Below are 12231 nucleotides of genomic sequence, written 5' to 3'. Positions count from 1 at the left end.
CGGAGAAAAGGGAAAGCGGGGATCAGGGAAGCGCCTTGTCGGCCTCGGTGGTGAACGCGTCGGCGAAGAATTCTTCGTCGGGCAGGCCGGCCAGCGCCACGTAGTCGTGCCGGGCCGAGTCGACCACGATCGGCGCGCCGCAGGCATACACCTGGTGGCCCGAAAGATCGGCAAAGTCCTCCAGCACCGCGCGATGCACGAAGCCCGTGCGGCCGTTCCAGTTGTCTTCCGGCGTGGCGTTGGAGATGACCGGCACGTAGCGCAGGTTCGGCATCTCCTTCAGCTGTTCGCGCACCCAGGCGTCCATGTAGAGGTCTTCGGGCCGGCGGCCGCCCCAGTAGAGCGTGGCGGCCCGCTCGATGCCCTTGAACTTCATGTGCTCGAGCAGCGCCTTGATGGGCGCAAAGCCGGTGCCCGAAGCCAGCAGGATCATCGGCTTGGCCGAATCCTCGCGCAGGAAGAAGCTGCCGTAGGGGCCTTCGATGCGAAGGATTTCCTTTTCCTTCATGGCGCCGAACACATGGTCGGTGAACTTGCCGCCCGGCAGATGCCGCAGGTGCAGCTCGATGCCCGTGCCCGGTTCGGCCAGCGTGTGCGGCGCATTGGCCATCGAGTAGCTGCGGCGCGCGCCGTCGCGCAGGATGAATTCCACATACTGGCCCGCATGGAACTGCAGCGGCTCGCCGGCCGGCAGCTGCAGGCGCAGCTTCATCACGTCGTGGGAGAGCCGCGTGAGCGCCAGCACCCGCACCGGCATCTTGCGGATCGGCAGGGCGCCGGCCTCGGTGACCTGGCGCGACTCGAGCACCACGTCGCTCTTGGCATGGGCGCAGCAGGTGAGCACGAAGCCGGCCAGCTGCTCTTCGGCGCTCAGCGCCTTGCTCTGGTGCGGCCCGAGCTCGACCTCGCCCGAGAGCTTCCGGCACTTGCACGAGCCGCAGGCGCCATCCTTGCAGCCATAGGGAAGGCCGATGCCCTGGCGGATGCCGGCCGCGAGAATGGTTTCGTCGCCATGCACCACGAAATGACGCCCGCTGGGCTCGACGGTGATGGAAAAGCCCGCTTCATGCGGCGCTGCAACAGTCATCGGTATTCTTCGGCTTGTTTCAGCCTGGGTCTGAAAAGGGAAAGGAACTCGGATTTTGCCTTCAATCAATAGCCCTTCCGGCGCGCTGCCGGCGCGCTTTCGCCGCGAACGCCTGCTGATCGTGGGCTGCGGGGACGTCGGCCAGCGCGTGGCACGCAGCCTGCGCGGCCGCATGCAGCTGGTGGCGCTCACTTCATCGGGCGAACGGGTGCCGGCCCTGCGGGCGGCGGGCATCCGTCCGCTCCAGGGCAACCTGGACGATCCGGCCACGCTGCGCCGCCTGGCCGGCGTGGCCACCCGCGTGCTGCACCTGGCGCCACCGGCGCGCGACGGCGGCGCCGCCTGGTGGCGCGACCAGCGCACCACGGCGCTGGCGCGCGCGCTGCGGCTGCGTTCCGTGCCGCTGGCGTTCGTCTACGGCTCCACCAGCGGCGTCTATGGCGACTGCGGCGGCGCGCGCGTGAGCGAAACGCGCCCCGTGCGGCCCGACACGCCCCGCGCCCACCGCCGCGTGGACGCCGAGCGCGCGGTGCGCTGGCTCGGCCGCAGCGCGGGTGTGCGCGCCAGCATCCTGCGCATCCCGGGCATCTATGCGCCCGACCGCGAGGGCGGCACGCCGCGCCAGCGGCTCGCGCGCGGCACACCGGTGCTGCGGCGCGAGGACGACGTGTTCACCAGCCACATCCATGCCGACGATCTTGCGCGGGCCTGCGTGGCGGCGCTGTTCCGCGGCCGGCCGCAGCGCATCGTGCATGCCTCGGACGACACCGAGCTGCGCATGGGCGACTACATCGACCTGGCGGCCGACCTGTACGGCATGCCGCGCCCGCCGCGCGTGGCCCGCGAGGAAGCCCAGCGCCAACTGCCCTTGCAGCTGCTGAGCTTCATGGGCGAATCGCGCCGGCTCGACAACACGCGGCTCAAGCGCGAACTGCGCGTGCGGCTCGCGCACCCGACGGTGCACACCGGCCTGCGCGAAGAAGCAGCAGCAGCCTGAAGCCGTGCCGAACCTGCCCGCGAAGGCCTTTCATTTCGTCGACGCTGCCAACTGGCCGGCGGTGCAGCAGCAGGGGCTGTGCAGCACCGACGAGCTGCTGCGGCGCGGCGCCTTCGGCGCTGAAGTCGAAGCCTCGGTGCGCGCGCACCGGCCCGAGGGCGTCACGCTGCCCGACGGCCGCTACATCCGCGACCAGCGTCCCATGCCGCCCGGAGCACTGGCACGCTGCCTCGATCCCGGCCTGGCGCCGGCCGACTGGTATGTGCTGCTCAACGGCTGCGTGTTCTTCTGGCTGGGCCCTGAAAGGGTGCAGCGCCATCGCGCCGCCCTGCGCGGCCGGCCGCAGGTGCTGCTGACTTTCGACGCGCATGCGCTGGCGGCCGCCTACGAGGCTGTCGCGCACGTTACGCCATTCAACGTCGGAAGCGCCCTGCGCAAGGCTGCACCGCGCGGGCTGCGAACGCTGGTGCCGCTCAAGCAATGGCAGGCGAAGGGATGGGCGTCGGAGGCGCTGCCGGAGCAGGCGGTGCGGGCTGCGAGCCATCGGCCGGCCGAGCTGGTGCTGCGCGCCGCGGCCGTGCCGGACGCGATGCGCCATGTCACGGCGACCGAAATGATCGGGGCTGCGTGAGGGCAGGCAGAAAAAGAGGGAGAGGGGGTGGTGCCCGGGGCCGGAATCGAACCGGCACACCTTTCGGTGGGGGATTTTGAGTCCCCTGCGTCTACCAATTTCACCACCCGGGCACATCCGGAAGGAAGCCCAAAATTATGGCACAGTGGCTGCCATGAATTATCCGACGATCGAAGACGCCATCGGCAAGACCCCCCTGGTGGCACTGCAACGCATCGATGCGGCCGAAAACGCCAGGCGCGGCAATGTCATCCTCGGCAAGCTGGAAGGCAACAATCCCGCGGGCTCGGTGAAGGATCGTCCTGCGCTTTCGATGATCAAGCGCGCCGAGGAGCGCGGCGAGATCAAGCCCGGCGACACGCTGATCGAAGCCACCTCGGGCAACACCGGCATCGCGCTGGCCATGGCCGCGGCCATCAAGGGCTACCGCATGGTGCTGATCATGCCGGAGGACCTGTCCGTCGAGCGCGCCCAGACCATGAAGGCCTTCGGCGCCGAGCTGGTGCTCACGCCCAAGAGCGGCGGCATGGAATACGCGCGCGACCTGGCCGAGCAGATGGTGGCGCAGGGCAAGGGCCGGGTGCTCGACCAATTCGCCAATGCCGACAACCCGCGCATCCACTACGAGACCACCGGCCCCGAGATCTGGGCCGACACCAAGGGCAAGATCACGCATTTCGTGAGCGCCATGGGCACCACCGGCACCATCACCGGCGTCTCGCGCTTCCTGAAGGAAAAGAACCCCGCGGTGCGCATCATCGGCGCGCAGCCGGCCGAGGGCTCGCGCATCCCGGGCATCCGCAAGTGGCCGGCCGAATACCTGCCCAAGATCTACGACCCGAGCCGGGTCGACGATGAAATCAGCGTGAGCCAGGACAACGCCGAGGAGATGTGCCGGCGCCTTGCGCGCGAGGAGGGCATCTTCGGCGGCATCTCCGCGGCCGGCGCGCTCTGGGTGGCGCTCGAGGTTGCCAAGACGGTCGAGAATGCGACCATCGTGTTCGTGGTGTGCGACCGCGGCGACCGGTACCTGTCGACCGGCGTCTTTCCCGCCTGACCGAAGCCATGGCCCATCCCAAGTTCTGCCAGGCCTGCGCCACGCCGCTCGAATGGATCGCACTGATGGAAGACGGCGGTCCCAAGGAGCGCCTGCGCTGCCCCTCCTGCGGCCACACGCACTGGAACAACCCCACGCCCGTGCTCGCAGCCATCGTCGAGTACCGCGGCCAGGTGCTGCTGGCGCGAAACGCCGCCTGGCCGGTGAAGATGTATGCGCTGATCACCGGCTTCATGGAAGCCGGCGAAACGCCCGAGGAAGGCATTGCGCGCGAGGTCAAGGAAGAAACCAACCTCGACGTGAGCGCGACCCAACTCGTGGGCGCGTACGACTTCCAGCGCATGAACCAGATCATCATCGCCTACCACGTGGTGGCCGATGGCGAGGTCAAGCTTTCGCCCGAGCTGCTGGACTACCGCCTCTACGACCTGCCCGATCTCAAGTGCTGGCCCGCGGGCACCGGCTATGCGCTGGCCGACTGGCTGCGCACGCGGGGGCACGAGCCGGTGTTCTTTACCGCGGCGGAAAACGAGGAACGGCGGCGCGGCCTGAACCTGCCGCCCGAGGAGCCGAAGCATGCAGGTTGACCGCGAACTCGATACGCGGGGCCTGAACTGCCCGCTGCCCATTCTCAAGGCCAAGAAATCGCTCAACGACATGGCGAGCGGCCAGCTGCTGAAGGTGGTGTCGACCGACCCGGGATCGCTGCGCGACTTCCAGGCCTTTGCGCGGCAGACCGGCAACGAGCTGGTCGAGCAGCAGACGATCGGCAGCGACTTCATCCACGTGCTGAAGAGGCGCTGAGCGCCGGAAAAGAAAAGGGCCCCGCCGGGCCCTTTTTCTTCAGAGCTCCAGGCTCTTGAGGTATTCGCGGAACTGCCCGCCGACCTCGGGGTGCGCGAGCGCAAGCTCCACAGAGGCTTGCAGGAAGCCTTCCTTGCTGCCGCAGTCGTAGCGCGTGCCCTTGTAGGCATAGGCGTAGACCGCTTCCTTCTTCATCAGCGCCGCGATGCCATCGGTGAGCTGGATCTCGCCGCCCGCGCCCTTGGGCTGGTTGCGGATCTCGTCGAACACGCCGGGCGTGAGGATGTAGCGGCCCGCCACGCCAAGGCGCGAAGGTGCCTTGTCCGGCGAGGGCTTCTCGATCATGCGATCGACCTTCACGAGGTCGTCGCCGATCGATTCGCCCGCCACGATGCCGTAGCGCTTGACGTGTTCGAGCGGCACTTCCTGCACCGCGAGCACCGAAGCACCGAGCTTGCCGAAGGCGGCCGTCATCTGCGCGAGCACCGGTGCGCCGCCCACAGGGCCGACCATCAGGTCGTCGGCCAGCAGCACGGCGAAGGGCTCGTTGCCCACCAGGTGTTCGGCGCACAGCACCGCATGGCCGAGTCCCAGCATGCGCGGCTGGCGCACGTAGGAGCAGGTCATGTCGTCGGGCATGACCGAGCGCGCGATGTTGAGCAGTTCGAGCTTGCCGCTGGCCTCGAGCTGGCTCTCGAGTTCGTAGGCGGTGTCGTAGTGGTCTTCGATGGCACGTTTGTTTCGGCCAGTTACGAAAATCATGTCGCGAATGCCCGCCGCGTAGGCTTCCTCAACCGCGTACTGGATGAGTGGCTTGTCGACAACCGGCAGCATTTCCTTGGGCTGCGCCTTGGTGGCGGGCAGAAAGCGGGTGCCGAAACCTGCAACAGGAAATACGGCCTTGCGGATGCGTGTCGAGGGAGTGGGCATGGACAATTTGGGCGTCTGTTCGTTCAGTTGAAGAAGAGGGTTCGATGGATCAACGGCGGCACGGAAAGGCCGTCGTTGCCATGCTAAACCTTGCCCAGGCCCGCGTGTGTCAGCCGAGACGCACAAGCTGGTCGCGAAGACGCTCCAACATGGTGCTGAAATCGGCCAGGCGCTTGCGCTCCTGCTCGATCACGGCCGGCGGTGCCTTGGCCACGAAGGCTTCATTGCCGAGCTTGCCGTTCACCTTGAGGATCTCGCCCTCGATGCGGGCAATTTCCTTGCCGATGCGCGCGCGCTCGGCGGCCTTGTCGATCTCCATGTGCAGGCACAGGCGCGCCGTGCCGACCACGGCCACGGGCGCCGCTTCGGCCGCCGCCGACCAGGAAGCCTCGTCGTCGAAGACCTTCACTTCCTTGAGCTTGGCCAGTGCCTGCAGCACCGGCGCCGCGTCGCGCAGGAAGGCCGCGCCCTCGGCATCGTCGGCCACCGCATAGAGCGGCAGGCGCACCGCGGGCGACACGTTCATTTCGCCGCGCAGCGTGCGGCAGGCATCGACCAGCGCCTTCAGGCGCGCCACATGCGCCTCGGCCGCTTCGTCGATCTTCCCGGGCTGGCTCTGGGGGTAGGCCGCGACCATGATCGATTCGCCCTCGCGTCCGGCGACGGGCGCCACCTTCTGCCAGAGTTCCTCGGTGATGAACGGAATCACCGGGTGCGCGAGGCGCAGCAAGGCTTCGAGCGTGCGGATCAGCGTGCGGCGCGTCGCGCGCTTTTGCGCATCGTCGCCGGTCTGGATCTGCACCTTGGCGATCTCCAGGTACCAGTCGCAGAACTCGTCCCAGGCGAACTGGTAGATGGCGTTGGCCACGTTGTCGAGCCGGTATTCCTCGAAGCCCTTGGCCACTTCGGCCTCGACGCGCTGCAGCTGCGATGCGATCCAGAAATCGGCGCGGCTGAACTTCAGGTAGCCATGCGCAGGGCCGCCCACCTTGCATTCTTCTTTCGTGTGCTCGCGCAGGCCGCAGTCCTGCCCTTCGCAGTTCATCAGCACGAAGCGCGTGGCGTTCCAGAGCTTGTTGCAGAAGTTGCGGTAGCCCTCGCAGCGCTTGCTGTCGAAGTTGATGCTGCGGCCCAGCGATGCGAGCGAAGCGAAGGTGAAGCGCAGCGCATCGGCGCCGAAGGCCGGAATGCCATCGGGAAATTCCTTCTGCGTGTTCTTGCGCACGGCAGGCGCGGTCTCGGGCTTGCGCAGGCCCTGCGTGCGCTTGTCGAGCAGTTCGGGCAGCGCAATGCCGTCGATCAGGTCGACCGGGTCGAGCACGTTGCCTTCGGACTTGCTCATCTTCTTGCCCTGTGCGTCGCGCACCAGGCCGTGGATGTAGACGTCCTTGAACGGCACCTTGCCGGTGAAGTGCTTGGTCATCATGATCATCCGGGCGACCCAGAAGAAGATGATGTCGTAGCCCGTCACGAGCACCGTGGAGGGCAGGTACAGCGCGAGGTCCTCGGTCTTCTCGGGCCAGCCGAGCGAGGAGAAGGGCACCAGCGCGGACGAATACCAGGTGTCGAGCACGTCCTCGTCGCGGCGAAGCGTCTTGCCCGGCGCCTTGGCCTGCGCCTCGGCCTCGTCATGCGCCACGTACACCTTGCCGTCCTCGTCGTACCAGGCCGGGATCTGGTGGCCCCACCAGAGCTGGCGCGAGATGGTCCAGTCCTGGATGTTCTCCATCCAGTGGTTGTAGGTGTTGACCCAGTTCTCGGGCACGAAGCGCACCTCGCCGGTCTTCACCACGTCGATGGCCTTCTGTGCGATCGAGGTGCCGTCGGCGCCCGGACGCGTCATGGCCACGTACCACTGGTCGGTGAGCATCGGCTCGACGATGGCACCGGAGCGCGCGCAGCGCGGCACCATGAGCTTGTGCTTCTTCACCTCGACCAGGAGGCCGAGCGCATCGAGGTCGGCCACGATGGCCTTGCGTGCCACGAAGCGGTCCATGCCGCGGTACTTCTCGGGCGCGTTGTCGTTGATGGTGGCGTCGAGCGCGAGGATGCCGATCAGCTCGAGCTTGTGGCGCTGGCCGACCGCGTAGTCGTTGTAGTCGTGCGCGGGCGTCACCTTGACCACGCCGGTGCCGAATTCCTTGTCCACGTAGTCGTCGGCAATGATGGGAATGAGCCGGTCCACCAGCGGCAGCCGCACCTGCTTGCCGATCAGCTGCCGGTAACGCTCGTCCTCGGGGTGGACCATCACGGCCGTGTCGCCGAGCATGGTCTCGGGCCGCGTGGTGGCCACCGTGAGCGTGCCGCTGCCGTCTGCCAGCGGATAAGCGATGTGCCAGAGCGAGCCGTCTTCCTCTTCGCTTTCCACTTCGAGGTCGCTCACCGAGGTCTTGAGCACCGGGTCCCAGTTGCCCAGCCGCTTGCCGCGGTAGATCAGGCCTTCTTCATAGAGCGAGACGAAGGTCTGCGTGACCACCTTGGACAGGTCCTCGTCCATCGTGAAGTATTCGCGGCTCCAGTCGACCGTGTCGCCCATGCGGCGCATCTGCTCGGTGATGGTGTTGCCCGACTTTTCCTTCCATTCCCACACGCGTGCCACGAAGTTCTTGCGGCCGAGGTCGTGGCGGCTGATCTTCTGTTCCTGCAGCTGGCGCTCCACCACGATCTGCGTCGCGATGCCCGCATGGTCGGTGCCCGGCACCCACAGCGTGTTGTCGCCCTTCATGCGGTGGTAGCGCGCCAGGCTGTCCATGATGGTCTGGTTGAACGCATGGCCCATGTGCAGCGTGCCCGTCACGTTGGGCGGCGGCAGCTGGATGGCGAACGAATCGGCGCCTTCCTTGGGCGCCTGCGTGCCGCGAAAGCCCGCCTTGGCGTAGCCGCGCTTTTCCCACTCGGGGCCCCAGTGCGCCTCGATGGCGGCGGGTTCGAACGACTTGGAGAGGCTCTCCAGTCCAGGCTGGGCGGAAGGGGTGGTGGGTTCGCTCATGGGAAATGCAGAAGCGGCGCCTTCGGGGGTGCCGTGGGGACAAGATGGGATAGCCGGCGATTTTACCGGGGCCGCCCCGGGGCAGGCCCACCCCACATAATTCCGGGATGCTCTTCCTGCTCTCCCCTGCGAAATCGCTCGACTACGACACCCCCGTTCCCACCGAAGTCCCCGCCACCCAACCCCATTTCGAAGCCCCCCGAGGCCCCTCGGCCGAACTGATCAAGCTGCTGCGCGAGAAGTCGCCGCAGCAGATCTCCGAGCTCATGCACCTGTCGGACAAGCTCTCCGCGCTGAACGTGGCGCGCTACCAGGCCTGGTCCGGCAAGAGCACGCCGAAGAATGCGCGCCAGGCCGCCTTCGCGTTCGATGGCGACGTCTACGGCGGGCTCGATGCGCGCTCGCTCACGCCCGCGCAGCTGGCCTGGGCGCAGGAGCACGTCTGCATCCTGAGCGGCCTCTACGGCCTGCTGCGTCCGCTCGACCTGCTGCAGCCCTACCGGCTGGAGATGGGCACGCCGCTTGCCAATCGGCACGGCAAGGACCTGTATGCCTTCTGGGGCGCGCGCATTGCGGAGCACCTGAACCAGCGCCTGGCGGCGGACCGCACGCCCGTGGTGGTCAATGTGGCCTCGCAGGAGTACTTCAGGTCGGTGGACCGGAAGGCGCTCAAGGCGCGCGTGGTCGAATGCGTGTTCGAGGAGTGGAAGGGTGACCGCTACAAGATCGTGAGCTTCTACGCCAAGCGCGCCCGCGGCCTGCTCGCGCGCTGGGCGGTGCTGCACAAGGCCGCCACGCCCAAGGCGCTGGAAAAATTCGATCTCGAGGGTTATGGTTTCGATGCCACGGCGTCGACGGCCGAAAGGCTGGTGTTCAGAAGGAAATTTGGATGACCCCCAGTCTTCGCGCACTTCGTGTCGCTGCGCCAACCCCCTTCCAGGGGGCAACACCGGCGGCCCGGCGAAGCCGGATCCGCGGTGTTCCTGGAATGGGCCATGGCAATTTCATGCCTTGCGGGGCTCGCTTCAGCATGGAGGAGTATTGAAGAAATGTCTCAACCGATCAGTCCGGAGCTCCGGGAATGGCTGGTGTCGCAGCTCGCGGCGGGGCATTCGGTGCCTGCGCTGCGGGCCTCGATGCGCGCGGCCGGCTGGCAGGACGCGGCCACCGACCTGGCGCTGGCGCAGCTCGAGGCCGGCTTTCCCCACGTGGAAGTGGCCCGGCCGCGGCGCACCGAAATGCCCGGCCCCGACCTCGAAGGCGCGCCGCTCTACATCGACGCGGGCGACCGCCGCGTGCAGGTGCTGCAGACCATGCGGCATCCGCGCGTCGTCGTGTTCGGCAATCTGGTATCGCCGGAAGAGTGCGAAGGGCTGATTGCCGCGGCGCGGGTGCGGCTGGCGCGCTCGCTCACGGTCGAGACGCGCACCGGCGGCGAGGTGCTCAACGTCGACCGCACCAGCGAGGGCATGTTCTTCGAGCGCGGCGAGAACGACATCGTCGCGCGCCTCGAGCAGCGCATTGCCGCGCTGCTGCGCTGGCCGGTGGAGTTTGGCGAAGGCCTGCAGATCCTGCGCTATGCGCCCGGCGCCCAGTATCGGCCGCACTACGACTACTTCGACCCCGGCGAGCCCGGCACGCCCACCATCCTCAAGCGCGGCGGCCAGCGCGTGGCCACGCTCGTGATGTACCTGCAGGAGCCCGGGCAGGGCGGCGCCACCACCTTCCCCGACGTGGGCCTGGAAGTGGCGCCCGTGCGCGGCACCGGCGTGTTCTTCAGCTACGAGGAACCCGACCCCGCCACCCGCACGCTGCATGGCGGCGCGCCCGTGCTCGCGGGCGAGAAGTGGGTCGCCACCAAGTGGCTGCGCGAGCGCGAGTTCAAATAAACAGACACGGGAGCGCCATGAAGCTGCTGGCCAACGGATTGCAGATCGAGGTCGACGACACCGGCGGCGAAGGCCGCCCGGTGGCCCTGCTCATCATGGGCCTGGGCATGCAGCTGGTCGGCTGGCCGCAGGACTTCGTGCAGGCGCTGGTCGATGCGGGCTTTCGCGTGGTGCGCCACGACAACCGCGACATCGGCCTGAGCCAGGGCTTCGACCATGCGGGCACCGGCAACATCGTGTGGGGGAGCATTCGACAGAAGCTGGGCCTGCAGGTCCGATCGGCCTACACCTTGCAGGACATGGCGCGCGATTCGCTGGGCGTGCTCGACGCATTGGGCATCAAGCAGGCGCACGTCATCGGCGCCTCGATGGGCGGCATGATCGCGCAGCACCTGGCCGCCGAAGCGCCCGAGCGCGTGGCCAGCCTCGTGAGCATCATGAGCTCCAGCGGCGCGCGCGGCCTGCCCGGACCGCGCAGCGACGTGGCCGCCATGCTGCTGCGCCGGCCGCTGGGCGGCGGCGAGGCCGAGCTGGTGGCGCACAGCATCCGGCTGCTCAGGCTCATCCAGAGCCCCGCCTATCCGCAAAGCACCGAGGCGCTGGCAGAGCGCCTCACCTTCAGCATGCGCCGCGCCTATCGCCCGGCCGGCATGTTCCGCCAGATGCTCGCCATTGGCGCCGATGCGCGCCGCCCCGAAGTGCTGCCGCGCATCAAGTGCCCGACACTGGTGCTGCACGGCGAAGCCGATGCGCTGGTGCCGATGGCCTGCGGCCTGGACACCGCCAAGCGCATTCCGGGCGCAAAGTTCGTCAGCATTCCCGGCATGGGCCACGACCTGCCGCCCGAGGTCTGCGCGATCCTCGCCAATCACATTGCGCCGTTCCTGCATGCGGCCGAAGAACACCACAAGCCATGAGCCTCGACAACATCCCCCCCGCCAACCCCAACACGCCCGAGCAGTCGCAGCTGGGCCGCGCCTCGGCCTATGCCGACAAGTACGACCCCTCGCTGCTCTTTCCGATTGCGCGCAGCACCCAGCGCGAAGCCATGGGCATCGCCGCCGGCGCGCTGCCCTTCTTCGGCGCCGATCTCTGGACCGCCTTCGAGGTGAGCTGGCTCAACCTGCGCGGCAAGCCGCAGCTGGCCATCGCGCACTTCACCATCCCCTGCGAAACGCCCAACATCATCGAGAGCAAGTCGTTCAAGCTGTACCTCAACAGCTTCAACAGCAGCGCCTTCGCGAGCGTCGAGGCGGTGCGAGACCGCCTGCGCGCCGACCTGTCCGAGGCACTCTGGCGCGGCAGCGACCAATCGGCCGGCATCGGCGTGAAGCTGCTGGCACCCGACATGTTCGACCGCGAGCCGGTGCACGAGCTCGACGGCCTGGACCTCGACCGGCTCGACATCGAGTGCACCCATTACCAGCCTGCGCCCGAGCTGCTGTCCAGCGACAGCACCCAGCCGCCGGTGAACGAGACGCTCACCAGCCGCCTGCTCAAGAGCAACTGCCTCGTCACCGGCCAGCCCGACTGGGGCAGCGTGCAGATCCGCTACAGCGGCCCGGCCATCGACCAGGCCGGCCTGCTCGCATACATCGTGAGCTTTCGCAACCACAACGAGTTCCACGAACCCTGCGTGGAGCGCATGTTCACCGACATCTGGCGCCGCTGCCAGCCCAACAAGCTCGCCGTGTATGCGCGCTACACGCGGCGCGGCGGGCTCGACATCAATCCGTTCCGCACCAGCTGGCCGCAGGCGCTGCCGCCGAACATCCGCACCGCGCGGCAATAAGGGGCAAGGGCGCCGCCGAAGCCCCTCTTCGGAAATCCGGAACCCGCAGCGCGGC

Annotated in this window: 12 protein-coding genes and 1 tRNA gene; 9 read left to right on the top strand and 4 right to left on the bottom strand. The window is 67.7% G+C overall.

The window, feature by feature from the left end:
• Positions 1–22: 22 nt before the first annotated feature.
• Positions 23–1087 carry a CDP-6-deoxy-delta-3,4-glucoseen reductase gene (locus tag AC1DMS_RS11875; protein ID WP_018903181.1) on the bottom strand — a complete coding sequence of 355 codons (1065 nt, stop codon included), beginning with the start codon at positions 1085–1087 and terminating at the stop codon, positions 23–25.
• Between the two features lie 55 nt (positions 1088–1142).
• Here AC1DMS_RS11875 and AC1DMS_RS11870 point away from each other — a divergent pair, with 55 nt between their 5' ends.
• Complete coding sequence (locus tag AC1DMS_RS11870; RefSeq protein ID WP_062362967.1) at positions 1143–2084, top strand: SDR family oxidoreductase; 942 nt, start codon at positions 1143–1145, stop codon at positions 2082–2084.
• Positions 2085–2088: 4 nt separating this feature from the next.
• A complete protein-coding gene (locus AC1DMS_RS11865) occupies positions 2089–2715 on the top strand; it encodes a DUF7002 family protein (RefSeq protein ID WP_478181045.1) in 627 nt (208 codons plus the stop codon).
• A gap of 28 nt (positions 2716–2743) precedes the next feature.
• Here AC1DMS_RS11865 and AC1DMS_RS11860 read toward each other — a convergent pair.
• Positions 2744–2828 (bottom strand) — tRNA-Leu (locus AC1DMS_RS11860).
• 41 nt (positions 2829–2869) lie between these two features.
• On the opposite strand from AC1DMS_RS11860, the gene cysM reads away from it, so the two are divergent.
• From cysM to AC1DMS_RS11845, 3 genes are read left to right on the top strand one after another with little or no spacing between them, the layout of a single operon-like run.
• Positions 2870–3772, top strand: a complete 903-nt coding sequence (gene cysM / locus AC1DMS_RS11855; RefSeq protein ID WP_278877802.1) for a cysteine synthase CysM — start codon at positions 2870–2872, stop codon at positions 3770–3772.
• A gap of 8 nt (positions 3773–3780) precedes the next feature.
• Complete coding sequence (locus tag AC1DMS_RS11850) at positions 3781–4359, top strand: NUDIX hydrolase (RefSeq protein ID WP_012746444.1); 579 nt, start codon at positions 3781–3783, stop codon at positions 4357–4359.
• The gene (locus tag AC1DMS_RS11845; protein WP_012746445.1) at positions 4349–4576 is read left to right on the top strand and encodes a sulfurtransferase TusA family protein; all 228 of its coding nucleotides are present in this window, start codon (positions 4349–4351) and stop codon (positions 4574–4576) included. The genes AC1DMS_RS11850 and AC1DMS_RS11845 overlap by 11 nt, the downstream gene beginning before the upstream one ends.
• A 39-nt stretch (positions 4577–4615) precedes the next feature.
• On the opposite strand, the gene galU is transcribed toward AC1DMS_RS11845, so the two are convergent.
• Positions 4616–5506: a UTP--glucose-1-phosphate uridylyltransferase GalU gene (gene galU / locus AC1DMS_RS11840; protein WP_018903186.1), complete on the bottom strand. Its 891-nt coding sequence runs from the start codon at positions 5504–5506 to the stop codon at positions 4616–4618.
• A 109-nt stretch (positions 5507–5615) separates the two neighbouring features.
• A complete protein-coding gene (locus tag AC1DMS_RS11835) occupies positions 5616–8495 on the bottom strand; it encodes a valine--tRNA ligase (RefSeq protein WP_307593521.1) in 2880 nt (959 codons plus the stop codon).
• A 107-nt stretch (positions 8496–8602) separates the two neighbouring features.
• Here AC1DMS_RS11835 and yaaA point away from each other — a divergent pair, with 107 nt between their 5' ends.
• From yaaA to queF, 4 genes are all read left to right on the top strand, one after another.
• Positions 8603–9388, top strand: a complete 786-nt coding sequence (gene yaaA / locus AC1DMS_RS11830) for a peroxide stress protein YaaA (protein ID WP_278877801.1) — start codon at positions 8603–8605, stop codon at positions 9386–9388.
• Between the two features lie 156 nt (positions 9389–9544).
• On the top strand, positions 9545–10384 hold the full coding sequence (locus AC1DMS_RS11825) for a 2OG-Fe(II) oxygenase (RefSeq protein WP_012746449.1): 840 nt from the start codon (positions 9545–9547) through the stop codon (positions 10382–10384).
• 17 nt (positions 10385–10401) lie between these two features.
• Complete coding sequence (locus tag AC1DMS_RS11820) at positions 10402–11301, top strand: alpha/beta fold hydrolase (protein ID WP_478181044.1); 900 nt, start codon at positions 10402–10404, stop codon at positions 11299–11301.
• Positions 11298–12176, top strand: coding sequence for an NADPH-dependent 7-cyano-7-deazaguanine reductase QueF (queF, locus tag AC1DMS_RS11815; RefSeq protein WP_307593519.1), 879 nt, complete (start codon positions 11298–11300; stop codon positions 12174–12176). The genes AC1DMS_RS11820 and queF overlap by 4 nt, the downstream gene beginning before the upstream one ends.
• Positions 12177–12231 lie beyond the last annotated feature (55 nt).

This window comes from Variovorax sp. 05T418 (genome assembly GCF_056396385.1).
Note: the sequence above shows the minus strand (reverse complement) of the source record. Positions and strands in the feature narration are given on the sequence as shown.